The 19,519-nt window shown below is 64.9% G+C and carries 21 protein-coding genes; 15 read left to right on the top strand and 6 right to left on the bottom strand.

Annotation, left to right across the window (positions count from 1 at the left end; genetic code table 11):
* Positions 1-100: 100 nt before the first annotated feature.
* Positions 101-616 carry a GNAT family N-acetyltransferase gene (locus B2W79_RS04210; protein WP_071328052.1) on the bottom strand — a complete coding sequence of 172 codons (516 nt, stop codon included), beginning with the start codon at positions 614-616 and terminating at the stop codon, positions 101-103.
* Positions 617-721: 105 nt separating this feature from the next.
* On the opposite strand from B2W79_RS04210, the gene B2W79_RS04205 reads away from it, so the two are divergent.
* Entirely contained in the window at positions 722-1,495 is a 774-nt protein-coding gene (locus B2W79_RS04205) for a sulfite exporter TauE/SafE family protein (RefSeq protein WP_060921721.1), read from the top strand.
* Between the two features lie 91 nt (positions 1,496-1,586).
* On the opposite strand, the gene aspS is transcribed toward B2W79_RS04205, so the two are convergent.
* The gene (aspS, locus tag B2W79_RS04200) at positions 1,587-3,365 is read right to left on the bottom strand and encodes an aspartate--tRNA ligase (RefSeq protein WP_292787417.1); all 1,779 of its coding nucleotides are present in this window, start codon (positions 3,363-3,365) and stop codon (positions 1,587-1,589) included.
* 133 nt (positions 3,366-3,498) lie between these two features.
* Here aspS and B2W79_RS04195 point away from each other — a divergent pair, with 133 nt between their 5' ends.
* Together B2W79_RS04195 and B2W79_RS04190 are read left to right on the top strand one after the other, a co-directional pair.
* Positions 3,499-3,888 (top strand): DUF5684 domain-containing protein, encoded by a 390-nt coding sequence (locus B2W79_RS04195; RefSeq protein ID WP_292787415.1) that lies wholly within the window; start codon positions 3,499-3,501, stop codon positions 3,886-3,888.
* A gap of 1 nt (position 3,889) precedes the next feature.
* Positions 3,890-4,531 (top strand): histidine phosphatase family protein, encoded by a 642-nt coding sequence (locus B2W79_RS04190; protein ID WP_025104448.1) that lies wholly within the window; start codon positions 3,890-3,892, stop codon positions 4,529-4,531.
* Positions 4,532-4,597: 66 nt separating this feature from the next.
* Here B2W79_RS04190 and B2W79_RS04185 read toward each other — a convergent pair whose 3' ends face one another.
* Positions 4,598-5,491: an NAD(P)/FAD-dependent oxidoreductase gene (locus tag B2W79_RS04185; RefSeq protein WP_292787413.1), complete on the bottom strand. Its 894-nt coding sequence runs from the start codon at positions 5,489-5,491 to the stop codon at positions 4,598-4,600.
* 239 nt (positions 5,492-5,730) lie between these two features.
* On the opposite strand from B2W79_RS04185, the gene B2W79_RS17630 reads away from it, so the two are divergent.
* The 3 genes from B2W79_RS17630 to B2W79_RS04175 all read left to right on the top strand — a co-directional run bounded on the left by B2W79_RS17630 (position 5,731) and on the right by B2W79_RS04175 (position 6,999).
* Positions 5,731-6,021, top strand: coding sequence for a helix-turn-helix domain-containing protein (locus B2W79_RS17630; protein WP_396654724.1), 291 nt, complete (start codon positions 5,731-5,733; stop codon positions 6,019-6,021).
* Complete coding sequence (locus B2W79_RS04180) at positions 6,018-6,407, top strand: MerR family transcriptional regulator (RefSeq protein ID WP_292787411.1); 390 nt, start codon at positions 6,018-6,020, stop codon at positions 6,405-6,407. Before B2W79_RS17630 ends, B2W79_RS04180 begins: the two co-directional genes overlap by 4 nt.
* An 88-nt stretch (positions 6,408-6,495) precedes the next feature.
* Positions 6,496-6,999 (top strand): hypothetical protein, encoded by a 504-nt coding sequence (locus B2W79_RS04175; RefSeq protein WP_292787409.1) that lies wholly within the window; start codon positions 6,496-6,498, stop codon positions 6,997-6,999.
* A 44-nt stretch (positions 7,000-7,043) separates the two neighbouring features.
* Here B2W79_RS04175 and B2W79_RS04170 read toward each other — a convergent pair whose 3' ends face one another.
* Entirely contained in the window at positions 7,044-7,502 is a 459-nt protein-coding gene (locus B2W79_RS04170; protein WP_292787407.1) for a hypothetical protein, read from the bottom strand.
* A gap of 258 nt (positions 7,503-7,760) precedes the next feature.
* Between B2W79_RS04170 and B2W79_RS04165 the strand changes: the two genes are divergently transcribed.
* The 5 genes from B2W79_RS04165 (at position 7,761) to B2W79_RS04150 (ending at position 11,412) form a co-directional block, all read left to right on the top strand.
* Positions 7,761-8,492, top strand: coding sequence for a hypothetical protein (locus B2W79_RS04165; RefSeq protein WP_292787405.1), 732 nt, complete (start codon positions 7,761-7,763; stop codon positions 8,490-8,492).
* Complete coding sequence (locus B2W79_RS04160) at positions 8,485-9,609, top strand: helix-turn-helix domain-containing protein (RefSeq protein WP_292787403.1); 1,125 nt, start codon at positions 8,485-8,487, stop codon at positions 9,607-9,609. The genes B2W79_RS04165 and B2W79_RS04160 overlap by 8 nt, the downstream gene beginning before the upstream one ends.
* A 418-nt stretch (positions 9,610-10,027) precedes the next feature.
* Complete coding sequence (locus tag B2W79_RS04155) at positions 10,028-10,843, top strand: metallophosphoesterase family protein (protein WP_292787401.1); 816 nt, start codon at positions 10,028-10,030, stop codon at positions 10,841-10,843.
* A complete protein-coding gene (locus tag B2W79_RS17625) occupies positions 10,836-11,039 on the top strand; it encodes an antitoxin VbhA family protein (RefSeq protein ID WP_396654725.1) in 204 nt (67 codons plus the stop codon). Before B2W79_RS04155 ends, B2W79_RS17625 begins: the two co-directional genes overlap by 8 nt.
* Complete coding sequence (locus B2W79_RS04150) at positions 11,029-11,412, top strand: hypothetical protein (protein WP_292787399.1); 384 nt, start codon at positions 11,029-11,031, stop codon at positions 11,410-11,412. The genes B2W79_RS17625 and B2W79_RS04150 overlap by 11 nt, the downstream gene beginning before the upstream one ends.
* Positions 11,413-12,183: 771 nt before the next feature.
* Here B2W79_RS04150 and B2W79_RS04145 read toward each other — a convergent pair.
* Positions 12,184-12,915 carry a DUF6338 family protein gene (locus B2W79_RS04145; RefSeq protein WP_292787397.1) on the bottom strand — a complete coding sequence of 244 codons (732 nt, stop codon included), beginning with the start codon at positions 12,913-12,915 and terminating at the stop codon, positions 12,184-12,186.
* A 186-nt stretch (positions 12,916-13,101) separates the two neighbouring features.
* Between B2W79_RS04145 and B2W79_RS04140 the strand changes: the two genes are divergently transcribed.
* Both B2W79_RS04140 and B2W79_RS04135 read left to right on the top strand, forming a co-directional pair.
* Entirely contained in the window at positions 13,102-13,857 is a 756-nt protein-coding gene (locus B2W79_RS04140; RefSeq protein ID WP_292787395.1) for a hypothetical protein, read from the top strand.
* Between the two features lie 82 nt (positions 13,858-13,939).
* Positions 13,940-14,959 (top strand): DUF4236 domain-containing protein, encoded by a 1,020-nt coding sequence (locus B2W79_RS04135; RefSeq protein WP_292787393.1) that lies wholly within the window; start codon positions 13,940-13,942, stop codon positions 14,957-14,959.
* A 40-nt stretch (positions 14,960-14,999) separates the two neighbouring features.
* On the opposite strand, the gene B2W79_RS04130 is transcribed toward B2W79_RS04135, so the two are convergent.
* On the bottom strand, positions 15,000-15,767 hold the full coding sequence (locus B2W79_RS04130; protein WP_292787391.1) for a hypothetical protein: 768 nt from the start codon (positions 15,765-15,767) through the stop codon (positions 15,000-15,002).
* A gap of 139 nt (positions 15,768-15,906) precedes the next feature.
* Here B2W79_RS04130 and B2W79_RS04125 point away from each other — a divergent pair, with 139 nt between their 5' ends.
* Both B2W79_RS04125 and B2W79_RS04120 read left to right on the top strand, forming a co-directional pair.
* Entirely contained in the window at positions 15,907-17,841 is a 1,935-nt protein-coding gene (locus tag B2W79_RS04125) for an ATP-dependent nuclease (protein ID WP_292787389.1), read from the top strand.
* A complete protein-coding gene (locus B2W79_RS04120) occupies positions 17,838-19,490 on the top strand; it encodes an ATP-dependent helicase (protein WP_292787387.1) in 1,653 nt (550 codons plus the stop codon). The genes B2W79_RS04125 and B2W79_RS04120 overlap by 4 nt, the downstream gene beginning before the upstream one ends.
* Positions 19,491-19,519 lie beyond the last annotated feature (29 nt).

Raw genomic sequence — 19,519 nt, 5'->3', positions numbered from 1 at the left:
TGTCGGGTTGCGAGAGGACACTACGAGGGGGAGGTAGCCGCAGGGAGCGGCTCCGGTGAACGCTCGGTGTCGCGCGGGTGGCGCGGGGATGCGCCGCGATTCAGCGCTGCGGGACGGTGTACTTGAAGCCGCGGTGCGAGCCCACGTAGCCGAGGCGCTCGTAGAAGCGGTGGGCGTCGGCGCGGGCGGCGTCGGAGGTGAGCTGCACCATGGCCGCACCGAGGGCGGGCGCCGCCGTGTCGCCGACCCAGCGCATGACCGCGGAGCCGATGCCCGAGGACCGCAGGTCGCTGCGGACCCGGACCGCCTCGACGAGCAGCCGCCGGGCGCCGCGGCGTGCCATCCCGGGGATCGAGGTGAGCTGGAGGGTGCCGACCACCGCGCCGTCGAGCTCGATCACGAGGAGGTCGTTCGACGGGTCGGCCAGGATCTCGCGGAGGCCGCGCTCGTACGCCGGGCGGTCCTCGTCGGAGGCCACATCGCCGCGGGCGGCGCTGATCGGGTCGTCGGCGAGCAGCGCGATGACGGCGTCGGCGTCGGCCTCGGTCGCCCGCCGCAGCACGGCGTCCCCGCTCCTCGATGCGAACGGATGCGGAAGCGGGAGAGCGGCGAGCATGAGCCCAGTCTGCCAGCGGTGGATGCGGGACGGCGCCCGCGGGTCTGGAATCATGGCGGAGTGGATATCGGCAGCCTCCTCGGTCTCGAGCAGCTCACCTGGGGGATGCTGATCCTCATCATCGTGGCGGCGTTCAGCGCCGGGTGGATCGACGCGGTCGTCGGCGGCGGAGGGCTGCTGCAGCTCCCGGCGCTGCTCCTCATCCCCGGCATCGCCCCGGTCCAGGCGCTCGCGACGAACAAGCTCGCCTCCGTGTTCGGGACCGCGACCAGCAGCATCACCTACTACCGCCGGGCCAAGCCCGACCTCCGCACAGCTCTGCCGATGGCGGTGATCGCGTTGATCGGCTCGTTCGGGGGTGCGGCGGTCGCCACGGTGCTGCCCCCGGCCGCCTTCAAGCCCATCATCGTGATCGCGCTGCTGGCGGTGGCCCTGTTCACGGCGCTCCGGCCGCAGCTCGGGGCGGCGACGCAGCTGCGGTTCCACGGGCACAAGCACCACATCATGGCCGGGCTCGCCGGGCTCGGCATCGGGTTCTACGACGGGATGATCGGCCCGGGGACGGGCACCTTCCTCGTGATCACTCTCGTCGCGCTGCTGGGCTACGACTTCCTGCAGGCGAGCGCGAAGGCGAAGATCGTCAATCTCGCGACGAACGCGGGGGCGCTGCTCCTCTTCATCCCGCACGGCTCAGTGCTGTGGCTGCTCGGGGGCATCCTCGCGGTCGCGAACGTCGGCGGCAGCTACCTGGGCTCGCGGATGGCCATCTCCCGCGGTACGACGTTCATCCGCGTGGTGTTCCTCGTCGTCGTGGTGGCTCTCATCGCGAAGCTCGGCGTCGACGTGTGGAACGAGAACCTCGCCCCCCTCTTCGCCTGATTCTTCGCCGAGACCCCGGATACGCGACGAGACCCCGGGCTGCCAGCGGCAGCGTCCCGGGGTCTCGTCGGTAAGACGGGGTCTCGGCGGGTCAGGCCTCGTCCTCGGGGGTGAAGTCCACACCGGCCTCGGCGCGCTGCTCGGGGGTGATCGGCGCGGGAGCGGAGGTGAGGGGATCGAAGCCGTTCCCGGACTTCGGGAAGGCGATGACGTCGCGGATCGACTCGGTCTTCGTCAGGTGCTGGAGCACGCGGTCCATGCCGAGCGCGATGCCGCCGTGCGGGGGAGCGCCGAACTTGAACGCATCGAGGAGGAAGCCGAACTGCTCCTGCGCCACCTCGTCGCTGATGCCCATGACCTCGAAGACCCGCTTCTGGATGTCCTCGCGGTGGATGCGGATGGACCCGCCGCCGAGCTCCGAGCCGTTGCACACGATGTCGTACGCGTAGGCGAGGGCCGATCCGGGGTCGGTGTCGAACGTGTCCTCGAACTCGGGCTTCGGGCCCGTGAACGCGTGGTGCACCGCCGTCCAGGCACCAGCGCCCACCGCCACGTCTCCGGAGGCGACCGCGTCGGCGGCCGGCTCGAACATGGGAGCGTCGACGACCCAGGTGAAGGCGAACTCGTCCGGGTTCAGGTAGCCGAGGCGACGGCCGATCTCGACCCGTGCGGCGCCGAGCAGCGCCCGGCTCTCCTTGGTGGCACCGGCGGCGAAGAACACGCAGTCGCCCGGCTCGGCGCCGACGAACTCCGCCAGGCCCGCCTGCTCGGCCTCGGACAGGTTCTTCGCGGCGGGGCCGCCCAGGGGGCCGTCCTCGTTGAACAGCACGTAGGCGAGACCGCGCGCGCCGCGCTGCTTGGCCCAGTCCTGCCACGCGTCGAGCTGCTTGCGCGGCTGGCTCGCACCGCCGGGCATGCGCACCGCACCGACGTACTCGGCCTGGAACACGCGGAACGGGGTGTCCTTGAAGTACTCGGTCGCCTCGACGAGCTGGAGCCCGAAGCGGAGGTCGGGCTTGTCGGAGCCGTACTTCGCCATGGCGTCGGCGTACGTCATCCGCGGCAGCGGGGTCTGCACCTCGACGCCGATCGTCTTCCACATCGCCACGATGAGCGACTCCATGAGGGCGATCACGTCCTCCTGGTCGACGAAGCTCATCTCGATGTCGAGCTGCGTGAACTCGGGCTGACGGTCGGCGCGGAAGTCCTCGTCGCGGTAGCAGCGGGCGATCTGGAAGTACTTCTCCACGCCGCCGACCATGAGCAGCTGCTTGAAGAGCTGCGGCGACTGGGGCAGGGCGTACCAGCTGCCCGGGTGCAGGCGGGCGGGGACGACGAAGTCACGGGCGCCCTCCGGTGTGGAACGGGTGAGGGTCGGGGTCTCGACCTCGGTGAAGTCCTCGGCGTGCAGCACGTCGCGGATCGCCTTGTAGACGTCGGACCGCAGGCGCAGCGCGGAGGCGGCGGCCGGGCGGCGGAGGTCGAGGTAGCGGTACTTCAGGCGCGCCTCCTCGCCGACGGTCTCGGTGTCGGCCAGAGCGGTCGAGACCTGGAACGGCAGCGGGGCCGACTCGTTCAGCACCTCGACGTCGGCCGCGATGACCTCGATCTCGCCGGAGGGGAGGTTCGGGTTGGCGTTGCCCTCGGGGCGTCGCGACACCTCGCCGGTGACCTTGAGGACGAACTCGTTGCGCAGCGGGTGGGCGATCTCCTCGTCGCGGATGACGACCTGGGCGATGCCCGACGCGTCCCGCAGATCGATGAAAGCGACGCCTCCGTGGTCACGACGACGATCGACCCACCCGGTGAGGGTGACGGTCTGACCGATGTTCTCGGCGCGCAGGGAGCCTGCGGAGTGGGTGCGCAGCACGGAGGATTCCTCCTGATCCGGGGAAAAGATGAACCCGCCCAGTCTACGCGGGCGTCCCGGCCCTTCCCGGCCGGGTCACCAGCGCGGAGCAGCGGCACCTCAGTAGGATCGCCACGACGAAAGGCGGACCCCCATGCACCTCTCCATCTCGGACGGCAACGGCCTTCCCGACCTGTTCGGCGCGATCTTCTCGGGCACGACGGGACTCATCGCCCTCATCTTCTACATCCTCGTCGTGGTGGGACTGTGGAAGGTCTTCACGAAGGCGGGGTGCCCCGGCATCCTCGCGATCATCCCGATCGTGAATGTCGTGTTCCTCGTGAAGATCGCCGGGATGTCGGGCTGGTTCGCCCTGCTCTACCTCGTGCCGATCGCGAACTTCATCCTCGGGGTCATCGTCGCGTTCAAGCTCGGCGCGCGCTTCGGCAAGGGCGGGGTGTTCTCCTTCTTCCTGCTGTTCCTTTTCCCCTACATCGGCTATCTGATCCTCGGGTTCGGCGACTCCCGCTACCGCGAGGTCTGACGTGGCGGCATCACTTCTGCACCTCGTTCGCCACGGTGAGGTGCACAACCCGTCCCGCGTGCTCTACGGACGGCTGCCCGACTATCACCTCAGCACTGCGGGGGAGGAGATGGCGCAGGCGGCGGCGGAGCACGTGGCGGGGCTCGGCGATCCGGTGACCGCCCTGTTCGCGTCGCCGCTGGAGCGTGCGCAGGAGTCGGCCGCCCCGTTCGCGGAGGTGTTCGACCTCGAACCCGAGACCGACATCCGTCTGATCGAGCCGACGAACGTGTTCGAGGGCACCCGGATGCGGCGGTCGCTGATGAACCCGATGAACTGGTGGCACCTGCGTCAGCCGTCGCTGCCGAGCTGGGGGGAGCCGTACGCGTCGATCGCGGAGCGCATGCTCGGGGTGATGGACGAGGCGTGGACGGCCGCGGCCGAGATCCCGACCGCGGGGGACATCGTGATGGTGTCGCATCAGGCGCCGATCTGGATCACGCACCTCCGCGTCGCCGGCCTCCCGCTGCAGCACGACCCGCGGACCCGTCGCTGCGCCCTGTCGAGTGTGACCTCGTTCGCGCGCGTCGGCGACGTCTGGCGCGAGGTCTCGTACGCCGAGCCCGCCGCGACCGGCGGTGCTGTCGACGTCGGGGCTGTCTGACTCCCTTTCGAATCGCCTGAATGGCCCCATCCCGCCGGGAGATGGGACCAATCGGGCGATTCGAAGTCAGAGGGACTGGAGCACCCCCACCGCGGCGAGCTGTCCCGCGGAGGCGGCGAGGAGGACCGAGGCCATCGGGCCGGGGAGGGTCGCGCGATGGGCGAGGTCGCCCGCCGCGAAGACCCCCGGAAGCGACGTCCTCCCGAACTCGTCGATCTCGATGGACCCCGACTCCAGGAGCCGCAGCCCGAGGTCCGCGGCGAACGGCGCCCGGTGCCGCATCGTGCCGGAGGCCACGAACACCCCCGCGACGTCGAGGTCGCCCTCGGCGCTGCGCACCCGCACCCCGTCTCCGTGCGCGGCGACAGCCTCGACCGGAGCGGAGGCCACCCGCACCCCGAGCTCCTCCAGCGCGACACGGTCCTCCGCGGCGAACGGCTCGCCCACCGGGACCACCGTGATCTCGCCGACGATACGGCCGAGCAGCCCGATCAGATGGGCCGCCCGGGGAGCCGCCCCGACGATCGCGATGGGCTTCCCGGCGTGCTCGTGTCCGTCGCAGAACGGGCAGCTGAAGACCCGGACGCCCCAGAGCTCGGCGAGACCCGGCACCGGCGGGAGGTCGTCCGCGACGCCGGTCGCCAGGATCACCCGTCGGGCGTCGGTCACCGACCCGTCGGCGAGGTCCACCGAGAAGCCCGTCTCCGCGTCGCCCGAGATCCGCTGCGCCGCGACATCTCGCACCTCGACGTCCGGATACGCGGTGAGCTCGGTGCGGGCCTGCGCGCGGAGGTCGGCCGGAGCCTTCCCGTCGGCGCCGATCATGTTGTGCATGTGCTGCACGGTGCCGTTGCGGTACTCGCCGGAGTCGAGCAGGAGCACGGGCCGATGCATCCGTCCGAGGGTCAGCGCCGCCTGGAGTCCGGCCGGACCGGCACCGATCACGATCGCGTCGTACATGGGGGTTCCCTTCTCGCGTCTTGCGTTCGGCACCAGTCTGTGACTTCATGTCAACATGAAGTCAAGCGACCCGCATCCCTGGTCCGTCGGCGAGGTCGCCGCGCGGTTCGACCTGTCATTCGTCATACGACCCGGTGTTTTTGTACCTTCAACCTGCACCGGTGGAAGTGACATGACCGAAAAGAACCTAGTTGACCCCCGGAATCTCGGGGATTCGACACTCTCCACTGGAAAGTGTCATGCCTAAGTCGCAGCGAGCTACGCCCGCAGATCTGTCCCCTTCCTGGCCCGATTCCCCGTCTGCCGAGCCAGATGGGGAGGTCGCACGGCTGTTGGCTCTCCGGTTGGACGCGGCGATTCCTTATCGAAGCGTACGGAAGGTCGCCGACATTGCGGGCGTCGATGAGGGAACGATCCGCAACATCGTGTCGGGTTCGCGGTGGCCCGATCTACGAACGATTGTCCGGCTGGAGGAAGCTCTAGGCGTCGCGCTGTGGCCTTCGCGCTCGGATGATGGCGCACGCCTATGAACCCCAAGAGCATCGGCGACGTCGCTCATGTGATGGGGCTGCCCACCAACGTCCTCCGGCACTGGGAGACCGAGGGGCTTCTGTCCCCGGAAAGGGAAACGGCGGGCCGACGCCGCTACGACGAGGACCAGATTGTTCGTATCGCGGTCATCCAGCGCAGTAAGGGCGCGGGGATGACGCTGGCACAGATCGGTGTGATGCTCGACGACGGGGCCAGAGAGCGTCACGAAGTGCTGCAGCAGCACTTCGACGACATCGACCGCCGCATGGAAGACATGCGTCGCTCTCGTGCGATGACAGAGCACGCGATGAACTGTCGGTCGCACGACATAGCGACATGCCCGCGTTTCCGCGACGGTGTGGCAGATGTGATGGCACGATTCTAGGTCGATGCGGACAATCGCGCACTGGCGTGCACGATTCGCGCTAACTGCCTGACCGAGGCGAGACGCTGTGCGTGGATAGCATGTCGGCATGCGCAGCAGGAACCGAGACCAGGTTGAAGTCGCTATGGTGCATCACCGCGAAGCGCTCGAGACGTTTCGGGCGCTCGTAAGTCTCGAACGGCAGGCGTGGTCGGTGTTCGCGGCAACGGACGTGCTGCTGGTTGCCTACGGGCTATACATCAGGCTCGCAGGCCCGCTAGCGTTTGGCATTCTCGTGCTCGTAGCACTACTTGTGAGCTCGGTCAGCATCCATCGTCACCTGGTCCCAGTCGGATACGTGATCTACGCGAACGAACTGATCTTGGCTCAGGGGTCACCGCTCGGCATCACGTACGCGGCGTCGCGGACGCCAGAGCTCCTGTCTGCGTATCAACGAGTACGTGAAGCTGGCGATGAAGAGCGCCCTGACCTCTTGAAAGCCGTCGATAGCGGCGCGATTGGAGCGCGATCCATCGTCGTCATCTCGTTGCTGATTGCGGCCCAGGTCGCTCTTGTGGTGATGACATTGCAGAGCGGCTATGCGATGTTCTAGGGGGGGCGGTCCCGGGCAGCGGTGCGCCCCATGGCCAACGCTGTCTACGCGAAGCTGAACACCACGTTCGGCATCCCGCCCCTGGGGAACCACGCCGGCGGCGCAACGCTCAGCGGGAAGTTGGAGATGCCGTGGAACGAGCGCTGGTCGACGCCATCGTGGTGGGGCAGAGCATCGAGCGTGGTGATGGGGGCTTTGGTTGAATCCAGAACGGTGAGCTCGGGGAAGACCTGCTGGGCGATGAACGCCACCGCGTCCCACGCACGGACTCCCTGCTCCTCGGCCAGCGCGAGGATGACTTCGAGCTGGGTGCAGGCGTACTCGAAACGAAGCTCGCCGTCGGTGGTGCGCAGCGCGTCGACGTTGTCTCGCTCCGTGAGGTGGACCGCCTCGTGGATCTCGTCGTATCCGAGGTCAGGTGCCAGCACTCGGATAGGGAGGATGCGCTGACCGCCGATGCGGAGCGTCTCGTCGAGCGGAACGTCAGGAAGGTACGCGGCCACCTCCTCGTAAGTGAGGAAGAGGGGAAAGGCGTGCTGTTCAGGATGGTCATGCACCTTCTATGCGCGGCGGCTGCGAACGCCGATACCGCTCACGGCTGTAGCTGCCCGAGATGTCCGTGGTACCGCGCATACTGATGAGAGAGACCTGGACTACCCCTCTTTTCTGCCGATTCTGCGATCTGGCTGAGTTCTAAAGTGAATGATCCTTGATCTTTTCTGAACCCGGGGGTATCGTGATGACAGCGAAAGGGGACTGGGATGGCTGACACTGAGAACGAGCGCAAGGACTGGCGCTCTGAGTTCACGGCGGGGGAACTGACGATTCTGCGGACGGGAGTACCTCTAGGAATCGACTCGGCACAGGTGCGGTCGGCACGTGCGCATGTGGCATACGAGGATCCGGACGACATGCACCTCTATGGCAGTGGCATGTCGCGGGCGGCTGCCAAGGACTGCCGTGCGCAGTTGCAGCAGCTGGATGGCTACTCGGAACGTCCCGTGCCGAGATCATCGAGAGTGACGATGCATCTGGGGAAGCATCTCATTCACGTTCAGCGAGTGGGACCGCGCATGCCGCAGAACCACCTGCGAGTCCGTCTGAGCTACATCTCTGAGTCGCGGCGCGAAAGCTTCGACCAAGCGAGCAGCAAGAAGTACGCTCCGGCGCAAGAGGCCACTCTGTTCGACATGGCGGATCACGACGAGCCGAAGGTCGCGACGTGGGACGATGTCGAGCAGGCGGCTGCGGACTTGCGAACCGTCAGTCTGTTCGTGGCGTACTTCAGTAGTACTCCGCAGGCGGTCGGCAGCATCTATCTCGCCCCCGCACAGCTTTCCGGCAACTACCTCGAGTTCTTCGACCCGGAGACTCTCCACTTCCGTCGTACCGGCGACACGACCTCTACGGCGTCGCGGGACACGTCCAGTGACGCACGCAAGTTCGCTGCGGGAAAGCGGCCGCGTACGACTGCGAAGCTCCGCGATGAGTGAAGATAGCGATCCTCTCGCCATAGCTCGCGCGTTCGACCCCGGACGCCTCACTCAGGCGCGACGAGTTCGAGGGATAACGAAGACCGAACTCCACCGCCTCGTCGGCGTCTCTGCTGCTGCGATTGGTCAGTACGAAAGAGGGGAGAAGCGCCCGAGGCCGGACACAGTCTCTGCGCTGGCCACGGCGCTCGGGGTTCCGGTGGGGTTCTTCGCCTACGGGCGACCACGCGCGAAGGTGGAGATCGCGGAGGCGTCGTTCCGGCGGCTACGCTCCACGAGCGTCGCGCAACAGCAGCAGGCCACTGCGTACGTGGAACAGGCGTGGGAGCTGAGTCGGTACCTCGAATCCCGGGTCGAGTTCCCTGAGCTGGACTTGCCAGCCTGGGCGTCTCCAGACGCGAAGTACATTCCCGACCCCATCACGGCCGCGCAGCAGCTGCGTGAACATTGGGAGCTGGGCTCCGGCCCGATTCCGCACCTCGTATATGAGATCGAGCAGCACGGCATCCTCACTGTCTACTTCTCCATGAAGCAGGACCCGACGCTGGAGGAGAAGAGCAAGATTGATGCCTTCTCTACCAGGGCACTTCCCCGACCGATGATTATCCTGACGCCCGACAAGGCCAACGATGTCCTTCGTCACCGATTCACAGCAGCTCACGAGCTCGGGCATATCGTTCTTCACCACGGGCGTCTGGGGTCGGATGTCGAGATGGAACGTCAGGCGGACCTGTTTGCCTCGGAGTTCCTGACCCCGCGCGACGTCATCCGAGACGCACTTCCCACCCGGCTGAATATTGGAGCACTTGAGGAGCTGAGTTCGCTGTGGGGCGTATCCGTGAAGATGCTCATCCGACGTTCGCGCGACCTCGAGCGAATCTCGGAGTCGACCGCGCGCCGCGGGTACATCACGCTCAATTCGTTGCCGCGTACGCCATTGACCATCGATGATTTCCCTGGAGAGAAGCCGGAGCTTCTTCGTAATGCCATTGAGCTGCTGGCGACGATTGACATCTCGTTGGTGGACATCGCCCGTGAGGTTCAGATGACGCCGCGGCACGTCCGTCTGCTCGCAAGCATCGACCTGGAGGAGCCTAAGCTCAGCCTCGTTCGCTGATTCGCCTAGATCTACAAACAGAGCCCCGATCTGCCAGTTCGGAGAGGAGCTCTCAAAGCGGCAAGCCGGGGCTGAGTTGTCTTGGTAGGACTTCTTGACTCTAGACGCTCGTGTAGCGCTTCGCGACATGCGCGGCTTGCCTCCGCCTCGAGCAGGAAGGAGCGCATCATGGCGAAGTCATCGTCACGGTCGTCCGGAAAGCCTTCGAAGGGGCAGCTGAGCAAGGCGGGTCGAGTCCTCGGGACTGACTCGTCGAGCAAGGCGGCCAAGTCGAAGGCCGGGTCGACACTCGGCAAGGGCTGAGTGTCGGGAGGAGGGTCGGCCGTAACGGCCGGCCCTTTCTCCTGCGATGTGCCGATTATGCGGAATTTAGTCCGTATTATTGCTAGGCTCGGGCGACGACCACGACAGGGGAGCAATGAAGGCGCTCGAGTACGAAGAACACATTGCGCTGGACGACTCGCGCGTCGCGGTGTGTGGCGACTGGCACGGCAACGTTGGCTGGCTGAGAACGCTGGCGCGAGTGATTTCGGCGCTCGCGCCCGATGTGACGACCATCCTTCAACTCGGAGACTGGTGGCTGGACCCGGCTGTCACGGACGAGATCTTCGCCGACACCAACATTGACCGGATCTACGTCACGCTCGGCAATCACGAGCCATGGTCCGATATCACGCCGCTGTTCGACGCAAACCCTGCCTCAGCTGTGCGCGTCTCCACCGTCACCTGGCTCTTGTCTCGTCCAGCGAGACTCACCATCGCGGGACGCACGGTCGTCTCGCTCGGTGGAGCTGCCTCCGTCGACCGGCTGTGGCGAATCAATGGCGCGGGATGGTGGCCGGACGAGACGATCACAGAGAACCACGTCGCTGCGGCCATTGCAGGTGTGCCTGCAGACCTGATGCTGACACACGAATCACCGGCCCGCACCCCTGTGCGCGCTGTGCGGGAGGTGCTGCGCTCGAACCCCATGGGGTTCCCCGACGAGACTCTGGCGGAGTCGAAGGAGTCGCGTGCACGCGTGGCGCAGGTGTGGGACGCCGTGAAACCGGAGCTCCTCATGCACGGGCACATGCATGTAGCCGGCGGTGGGGCGACGGACGATGGCCGGCGAGTGGCGAGCTTCGGGCGCGACACGCAGGAGGGGAGCCTCGCCTTCCTGAACCTGCGCACGCTGCGGTTGGAGACGCCGAGCATCCGCCAGATGCGGGCGGCGGCGTTCCCTGATGGGTGATGGTCGCGTAACCCGTTCGAGAGAGGAACGGCTCAACGGCGTTCTTGAGGCCTTCCACTCATGTCGGCTCGATGGCTTACAACCATCGCGCGCCGCTATCTGTGATGGCTGGGACTACATCGAGGGGCGACGGACCCTCGACGAGATCATCGAGGATGTGGTTCGACGGCACACCAGAGGCAGTCATGGTCGATGACGCTGAAGCGAGCCCCTGGGCGAAGATCATCGGACCCTGTTACACGCTCTCGAGTATGGCGCGGGCACTCGGTTGGACGGAGGCGGCGGTCGCCGCTGGCGGGGAGTCATTTCAGTTGCTCATGCTCACCACTGACGAGGGCGTGCTGCTTTTCCCCGCCTTTCAGCTCAAGGATGGCGCTGTCGTCGACGGACTGACCGAAGTTCTTCGGGCCCTCAACACGGGCGTCGCTGATCCATGGACCTGGGCGCAATGGTTGAACACCTCGCCCCCCGACTCAGGCTTACCCAGCGGTATCGAGATGCTCTGCGAGGGACGCATCACCGAAGTGATCCGCGACGCCCAACAGGACGCCCGGGCATGGAGAGCCTGAGTGAACGAATCGACACGACAGGGAAGGGGAGCGCGTTATGAACGAAGATGGCGCCTCGGGCGGATGGGCGGAGATCGTCGGCCCCTGCCACACCGCGTCGAGCATGGCCCGGGCGCTCGGTTGGACCGAAGCTCAGGTCCTTCAGGCGAGTGAGGATCTTCGCTTGCTAGCGGTGCGGACCTCGGACGGCGTGCTCCTTTACCCCGCGTTTCAGCTGTTCAACGGTCGAGTCGTCGGCGGTCTGCAGGAGGTCCTTCGCGTCCTGGCCACAGGAACAGCTGGCCACTGGACGTGGGCGCAGTTCCTGAACGTCAGACTCGCTGGCGGGGAGGCCCAGATTCAGGGCCTCCGGGCTGGACGGTTGCAAGACGTCCTCCGCGATGCCCGACGCGAAGCCGCCGCCTGGAGGTCATGACACGCAAGACAGCGCGTGGCCATGTCACTCGGCCGATGTCTTCTCTGCCGCGCCAGAATCACCAGCACCGCCTTTGGGTCCTTGAGCGGGCGGCTTGGGGTTCGTCTTCGGGTTCATCATCGTAGGGCTGGCGCCGAAGTGGCCTGTAGAGCCTGAGGAGCGCTGCGCCTTATCGAGTTCTGATTCGTTCGGCACCGCGTTACCCCTTGTTGGCACCGGAGTCGCCCGCGCCGCCGGACGGGCCGCTACTCGGCGGCTTTACGGTGAATTTCGGCTTACTGCCGGCCTTCGGCTGAGCGCCTTCGCTCGTTCTCCGGGGCGACGCTCCGTGGGACAGCTGGTCGCTATCACGTGAATCATTCGACATTGTCTACCTCCTGATTGTTGGTGGTCTGCGGCGGTTGAGCGATCCATTCGACGTGGCACCCGTCGGCAATCGGTACCCAGACTCCCAGCGAATCCTCTATGGGCTCCATGAACGCACCTTGCGGGCTCATCCGCCACTGATGGGTTATGAAGATGTCGCGGTCATACGGATAGGTGCTGACGTAACCGCCCGCATCAAACCAGCCGCCGATGTAGATGCCGTCCGCTGTCTTGATCCGAACGAACCGCGGAGTATCCGCGCCGTACGCCATATAGTCCCATGCCCGGGGCGTGGCACGGTTGCGGTTGACCTTCTTTCGAACGAACCTGCCGACGCCGCTTTCGTCGACTTCGACAATAAGTCGGCTCCAGCTGAGCAACGCAGCAACAGCGGCGGGCACCACAACGAGAAGTAGCACCGCAAGGAGGCCTGTCCACCATGATGTTGCTTCGCGCCATCCCGCGGTGATCCACAGCTCGAATCTGCCCAGGGTGCTCATGTCCGGCTTTTCGCTGAACAGTCCCAACCCCGCGAGCGCGAGCCCGGCATAGACGATGACGAAGATCGCGCTGACGTACAGAGCTTCGAGAATCCGAGAACCAGCCCCATAGTCCGGGGATCGCCAGCCCACGAACCATGTGCGCACCGTCACGAAGCTCACGCCCGGGACGAGCATGGCGATGAACACCACGACTTGGGGCAAGGACTCGGGGACGCTCACAGGGTCAGGCTATCGGGCCGAGTCACGAGTTGATGGGAGATGTGCCCGGGGTCAGCGCTCAAGCACCAGCGCGAGGCCCTGACCGACCCCGATGCAGATCGCTACGACGGCGATTCCGGATCCGTGCTTCGCCAATCCGGCACGGTTGGCCTCGTCGACGATCACGCAGGAACACTCAGGGGGGGGGTGGCATCGGACGTTGTGGACGGCCGCACTGAATTCGGGATCACGCTCCTCCCCGGTGAACGCGCACTGTTCGTGCTCGACCGGAGCCACAGTGCTGGTGTCGCGCCAGAAAGCGCCCCCGCGGTGGTGGCCGAACTGAACCTCTGGGAACTCGAGGTCGAGAGCTGGGGCCCCGGTCCCATGGAACTCATCACTGAGGATCGGGGCATGGGATATGTAGCGACGGAGGCGCGCCCAACGACTGATGTCACGAGTCTCGCGGTAGGGCTAACGCCCCTTCTTCCGTGGAGCTGGCGCCCGGCTGTTGGTGACTCCGTCTCTGGTGTCGGTGAGTATCGAGCAGTGGTGAATGTGGATGCAGTGAGAGCGGGGCGCTACGTTCTCGACCTTGGTTCGACCGCAAGCGGGATCGGTGCGGTCTACGTCAACGACGGTCCGGCGCGCGGTTTCGATACGACCTGCCCGTCGGTCGACATCACTCAGGATCTGCGTGGAGGTGTCAACGACGTGAGGGTTCGAGTCGCGTCCTCGCTTAACAACGTCTTGCGTGCCGTCGGCTACTACGACGATCTTGAGGATGTGCACAGCCTCATCGTGGGGGACAAGCCGGAACCGCACACCACGGTCGTCTCGCACTCCGGGTTGCTCTGTCCCGTCAGACTGCGACACAGTTCGGCCCTCTGGGCATGCCGTCTTCCGGCGGCCGCCAACCATCGCACGCACCTTCAGGTGCCTGAGGGAGCAGTCACGGATTAGAGAGTCGCTGTGCGCGGCAATGAATGCGACGCCACTAGGGTTCTGCTTAAGAAGATCGGTCCGTCAAGCGTGTGAGGCAGTCATGGGTTTCAAGGTTCGCAAGTCCATCAAGATCGCCCCGGGCGTTCGACTCAACGTCTCCAACAAGAACCTCGGTCTGTCCGCGGGCGTGCGCGGCGCGCGTGTCAGCGTGAACACGAATGGGCGTACGACACGGACGGTGGGAATCCCCGGCACCGGAATCTCGCACACCTCGACGACCACAGCCGGCAGACGGGCGGCGTCGTCGTCGACTCGTTCGAAGCCACAGGCGCAGTCCGTCCGCACGCCCGCGCCCAAGAAGGTCAAGCCGGGACTTACGGCTCCTGCGTGGGAGAAGCAACTCTTCAAGCACGTTTCGGGGAACGCGGACGCTGCCGCGATTCATGCCATCGGTCAGCAGTACCCGGTGGCCGCCGCGACGGCGGCAATGGTCGAAATTCTCCGGGTGGTGGGGCCCGCCAAAGATGGGGAGCGCGCTCGTGTCCTGCTCGGCTGGCTCTACGACACGGGATACGACCCCTCAGCCGACCCGTTCATCATCAAGTACATGGAGCGCCCGGAGATCAGCATCCCAATTGCGACCGGCGTCACCGCCGAGATGCCGTGGGGTCGCCAAGCGATGGGGCTGTTCGTCGCCGAGCTGGAGCAGGCTGCCGGCAATCAGGAGCGCGCGACTACGGTCGTCGAAGGTCTCGAACCGACGACGGTCGCCGCAGTCTCGCTGGCCGAGCTGTATGCGGAAGCGGGCCGTTGGGCGGACGTGGTGGACATCACGAATGGGCTTACCAACGAGGACGTCGCTTCGACGTTCCTGCTGATACAGCGCGGGACTGCCTTGCGGGAGCAGGGTTACTTCGAAGCGGCACGTGACTCGTTGAAGGAAGCCCTTCGACCTCGCTCACGCCCGGTCGAGTTGCGGCACCTCGCGCTGGTCGCGCGCGGCGATACTTACCTCGCTGAGGGCAAGAAGGCGATGGCCCGCAAAGACTATGAGCGGGTGCTTGCGGATGACGCGGCGTATCCGGGACTACGGGAGATGCTCGAGGCCGCGACCAAGTAGTGCGCTCATCGAGCAAAATCAGGATGGCGACTGGAGCCGACTACTCCGCCTCCGCCGGGAAGCGTCGCCGTTCTGCGGGAAGGTGAGTGTCCAAGCGCCACAGTAGATGCTGGCTGCGGGCCCCGCGGATCTCGTACTCATTTTTCTCCAGCCGCGCCATCACCCAGGATGCGAGACAGCATGCGGTCGCGAGAGTGTGAAAGACATCGTCGTCAAAGATGGATGCAGGCGAATCCGCAACATGGGTCTGACCGTCGACCTCCACGAAGTAGTCGCTGACCGCTTCATCGCTCACGTGGTTGACGCGAGACAGAACGACGAACGCTCTCATCAAGTAACCGGTCTTGTCCAGGTCGGCGAGAATCCCACGCTCGCCGGTGAACTTTGGAAGGCCAGGAGCGCGTCTCTTCGGGTCATCCTGGTGCCGAGGGATCCGCTTCTCGAGGTCCGCGAGGAGATCATCCCAGTCCTCATCGCCAGGACGGGAGCTCCGGGTGTACTCGTGTCGCTTGGCTCGTAGAGAAACCTCGAGTCGCTCTATCCCACCGACCATCAGGTACGCCCATTGCGCGGTGACGGCGTGTTCAAGCGCGCTTCGGACTATCACGCGCCCTTCTGCGGCATAGCCGTTCTTCTCAAGGAGGAGGTAGGCCTTTGCGGCCCGCCGAACTCGTTCGATGAGACCGCCAAGAACGCGAAATTCCCAGTCGCTGCCGGCATCAAGATGAATGCCATCGCGATGATGACGGTCCTGGATGAACTTGAGCACCCACGGGGCGGTGAGGTCACGCGACGGAAGTCCAGACATAGGCCGACCGTATCGCTGAAGTACCGGGCCGCTCGGGATGCGGCCGAATTCTGCCGCCTGATGATTGTCCAGCGGCGTTCCGGCATCCTGCTCGCGATACTGTTTCGACAACAGCAAAGAAACAGCGCAGGGGGATGCGGTGCACCTGAAGACGATCCGTCTATCGAACTTCCAAGCCTTCGGGCCGACACCTGAAGAGATCACGTTTGAGGAGATCACCTACATCCTTGGTCCCAACGGGGCGGGGAAGACGACCGTGCTCGAGGCGCTTTCTCGGTTGTTCTCTCCCATCGCAGCGCAGCGCCGGATCGAAGCCCTCGACTTTCACGTGCCGATAGCGAAGCCTGAGGAGGATCCGCTCAATTCCCCGACATTGTGGATCGAGGCGGACTTCGAGTTCCCCGAGGCGGGGGAAACCGACGTTCGTCCCGCGGTGCCGCCTTTCTTTGCGCACATGTCGCTCGCCACTGCCGCGGGGCCGCCATCGATGCGCATCCGGCTCACAGCCGTACTGGAGCCAGACGGAAACGTCACCGAGCAGATCGACTACGTCCTCGATGCGGATGAGAGCGGCGTTCCGCTTCGTACCGCACGGATGTCACGAACCGACCGCGCTCACATCGAAGTGCACTACTTGCCGGCTCGGCGCGATCCTTCCGAACAGATCTCCTATGCCTCGGCGTCGCTCCTGGGGCGCACGCTCAGGGCCGCGACATGGACAGCAGAGGAAGAGCTTCTCGCCGACCTCACCGAGCAGATGACCACGACGCTCGCGAGCAACGCTGCGGTCGCGAACATCGGGGTTCAGCTTGCAGAAGACTGGGTGAAGCTTCATCGCGGTGACTTCTTCAAGGACCCCACGCTCGCCTTCGGTTCGAAAGACATTGAGAGCGCACTGAGGCAGTTGACGCTTCGCTTCAGCCCAGGGCATGGGGCAGACTCACTGCAGTTCGAACGACTCAGCGACGGCCAGAAGTCGCTGCTCTACATCTCCCTTGTCCTCGCCTGGCAGGCAATGGGAAGGAAGGTGTTGCGAGGTGAGGACAAGTCGGTGGACATCAATCGTCTGCGACCGCCTGTCCACACGATCTTCGCTATCGAGGAGCCGGAGAACAGTCTCGCGCCGCAGTACCTCGGCCGCATCATGCGGAGTATCAAGTCGGCTTGCGAGTTCGGTGACGCGCAGGGTGTTGTCGCCACTCACGCGCCTGCGATGCTCCGCCGCACGCGACCCGAGTCGATCCGCTACCTGCGGCTTAACGAGCGACGCGAGACGACGGTGCGGAGCATCATCATGCCCCAGGGTGATAGTGACGCTGCCAAGTTTGTTCGAGAAGCGGTCGAAGCCTACCCAGAGCTCTACTTCGCGCGTCTGGTTGTTTTGGGGGAAGGAGATAGCGAACAGATCGTACTGCCGAGGATTCTTGCGGCAGCGGGGATCGCAGAGGACGACGCATCCGTGACGGTCGTCCCGCTAGGCGGCCGCCACGTCAATCACTTCTGGCGGCTACTGAACGGTCTCGACATCCCCCATGTGACGCTGCTGGACTTGGATTGCGCCCGATATCAGGGCGGATGGGGCCGAGTCAGCTACGCGCTCAAGCAACTCAGGAAGGTACGGGCAGATAGTGTCACCCAAGCACAGCTCGATGCGGTGCCCTCTTGGAGGGAGGCGAGAGAGTTCCCGACCTTCTCAGAACAGCTAGAGGGCTTCGGTGCTTCTCCGGTCGCCGAACTTGAACAACACGGGGTCTTCTACTCAACGCCGCTCGACCTTGACCTCATGATGATGGAGGCGTACCCGGAGGCGTATGTGGGAACCCCCGCCGAACCGACCGCCAGTCAGCTTCGGTCAGTTCTCGGGAAGTCTCGTCGTAACGTCGAATTCCTACCGGAGGATTCTGCGGACCTCTTTGGCAGCTACCACCAACACTTCAAGCTCAGCAGCAAGCCAGTCGCTCACCTGTCAGCCCTCGCGCTCCTCGACGATCAAGGACTCATCGACGGATTGCCACCGGTCTTGGGGCGCCTGCTCGACCGCGTGCGTGTTGAGCTCGAAGGGATCCCGGAGTGACCGGCGAACCGATGTGGGCGCCCGCGGACGGGATCACGCTCGAGACCAATGCCCTTGAGGCTGCAACCAAACAAGACCGCCACGTCATCGTGACGGCGGGCCCCGGAGCGGGGAAGACCGAACTTCTCGCCCAACGAGCAGACTTTCTCCTGCGCACGGGGAGCTGCCCATACCCTCGACGAATACTCGCGATCTCCTTCAAGGTCGACGCGGCGCGAAACCTCCGAGAGCGAGTGCGCACGCGAGTCGGTCCGCAACTCGCGTCCCGGTTCGACAGCTTCACCTTCCACGCGTTCGCCAAGCGCCTCATCGACAACTATCGGAGCTCGCTGACAGGGGAGTTCGCCCTCGATGCCGACTACAAGCTAGACCGAGACATACGCGTCGCACGCACGCAGATCACTTTCTCGGATCTCGTCCCTTTCGGGCTGCAAGTTCTGGAGGCGGCGCCGTACGCGCTGCAAGCGCTGCGGCAGACGTACAGTCACGTCTTTCTCGACGAATTCCAGGACTCCACCAAGTCGCAATATGCGCTTGTGAAAGCCGCGTTCCTGGACTCGGACGCGTTGGTCACCGCCGTGGGTGACGGCAAACAGCGCATCATGGCATGGGCCGGCGCCGTTGAAGGCATCATGCAGGATGCGGCCCAAGACTTCGATGCAGAGATCCTCGAGCTGCGATTGAACTTCCGCAGCGCGCCTCGGCTGCGACGCATGCAGAACCGCATGATCGCGGTGATGGAGCCGGGCGCGGAGGTACCTGACGATGAACTGATTGGCGACGAAGGCTCCGTCAATACACTGGCATTTGCTGACGACGCCGATGAAGCCGACGAGCTCGCTGACATCATCCAGCGTTGGATAGACGAAGGAGTGCCTCCATCTGAGATCGTCGTCCTGGTGCGTCAGCAGCCCGAGTTCTTCGCGGCGCCTTTGCTCGACGCTCTCGCGATTCGCGAGATCCCAGCTCGCATCGACACCGATCATCAGGATCTCGCCGCGGAGCCAGCGTCAGCATTGATCCTCAACTTCGTGCGCGTCGTGGTCGGAGAACGCCAGCCCGGAGCCTATGCGGAGTTGATGCAAGTCTTCGACTCGCGGGACGACGATGCTGAAACCGGCCTTCGCCAAGATCGCGCCGTCAAGCAGTTTCTTGCCGACGCATCCGCGGCCGTCCGCGAGGCTTCGTGGGATATCGACTCCTGGCCTCAACTCATCCAACAGTTCCTTGATCTCGTGACTGAGCCCGTCCTCGTGAGCTTGTCGCCGGCATACCAGCATGGCGAGAAGCTGCAGAAAGATATCGCTGGGGCGACGAGGGCCCTCCAAGAAGCGATTGCAGAAACAGGGAGCGAGAAAGATGCTCTCGCACGCTTGTCCGGTCTCGACGCGGTGCGCGTCCTCACCATCCACAAATCCAAGGGCTTGGAGTTCGACAAGGTCGTGATGCTCGGGGTCGAAGAAGAGACCTACTGGGGAAAGAACAAGCGGGAGCTGCGCTGTATCTTCTTCGTCGGCATCTCGAGGGCAAAAACCGAACTCGTGCTTACACTCGCGCGCCAGCGTCCCAGGCCGGCAGGCTTCACGGGGGTGTGGAATGTCAACCGTCGATCGCACCGCACCTTCTTGAACTACGCGAACGACGACTAGAGAGTGCGGAAGCGGTGAGGGGCCGAGAT

The sequence above is a fragment of the Microbacterium sp. UBA7513 genome, from assembly GCF_002478345.1.
In the GTDB taxonomy this organism is placed as follows: Bacteria; Actinomycetota; Actinomycetes; order Actinomycetales; family Microbacteriaceae; genus Microbacterium.
This window is presented reverse-complemented; position numbering and strand designations above follow the sequence as displayed.

What these genes read in the sequence shown, in the direction of transcription:
- B2W79_RS04210 (WP_071328052.1), bottom strand. Translation starts at nt 616, where the DNA reads ATGCTCGCCGCTCTCCCGCTTCCGCATCCGTTCGCATCGAGGAGCGGG.
- B2W79_RS04205 (WP_060921721.1), top strand. Translation starts at nt 722, where the DNA reads ATGCTGATCCTCATCATCGTGGCGGCGTTCAGCGCCGGGTGGATCGAC.
- B2W79_RS04195 (WP_292787415.1), top strand. Translation starts at nt 3,499, where the DNA reads ATGCACCTCTCCATCTCGGACGGCAACGGCCTTCCCGACCTGTTCGGC.
- B2W79_RS04185 (WP_292787413.1), bottom strand. Translation starts at nt 5,491, where the DNA reads ATGTACGACGCGATCGTGATCGGTGCCGGTCCGGCCGGACTCCAGGCG.
- B2W79_RS17630 (WP_396654724.1), top strand. Translation starts at nt 5,731, where the DNA reads ATGCCTAAGTCGCAGCGAGCTACGCCCGCAGATCTGTCCCCTTCCTGG.
- B2W79_RS04180 (WP_292787411.1), top strand. Translation starts at nt 6,018, where the DNA reads ATGAACCCCAAGAGCATCGGCGACGTCGCTCATGTGATGGGGCTGCCC.
- B2W79_RS04175 (WP_292787409.1), top strand. Translation starts at nt 6,496, where the DNA reads ATGCGCAGCAGGAACCGAGACCAGGTTGAAGTCGCTATGGTGCATCAC.
- B2W79_RS04165 (WP_292787405.1), top strand. Translation starts at nt 7,761, where the DNA reads ATGGCTGACACTGAGAACGAGCGCAAGGACTGGCGCTCTGAGTTCACG.
- B2W79_RS04160 (WP_292787403.1), top strand. Translation starts at nt 8,485, where the DNA reads ATGAGTGAAGATAGCGATCCTCTCGCCATAGCTCGCGCGTTCGACCCC.
- B2W79_RS04155 (WP_292787401.1), top strand. Translation starts at nt 10,028, where the DNA reads ATGAAGGCGCTCGAGTACGAAGAACACATTGCGCTGGACGACTCGCGC.
- B2W79_RS17625 (WP_396654725.1), top strand. Translation starts at nt 10,836, where the DNA reads ATGGGTGATGGTCGCGTAACCCGTTCGAGAGAGGAACGGCTCAACGGC.
- B2W79_RS04150 (WP_292787399.1), top strand. Translation starts at nt 11,029, where the DNA reads ATGGTCGATGACGCTGAAGCGAGCCCCTGGGCGAAGATCATCGGACCC.
- B2W79_RS04135 (WP_292787393.1), top strand. Translation starts at nt 13,940, where the DNA reads ATGGGTTTCAAGGTTCGCAAGTCCATCAAGATCGCCCCGGGCGTTCGA.
- B2W79_RS04130 (WP_292787391.1), bottom strand. Translation starts at nt 15,767, where the DNA reads ATGTCTGGACTTCCGTCGCGTGACCTCACCGCCCCGTGGGTGCTCAAG.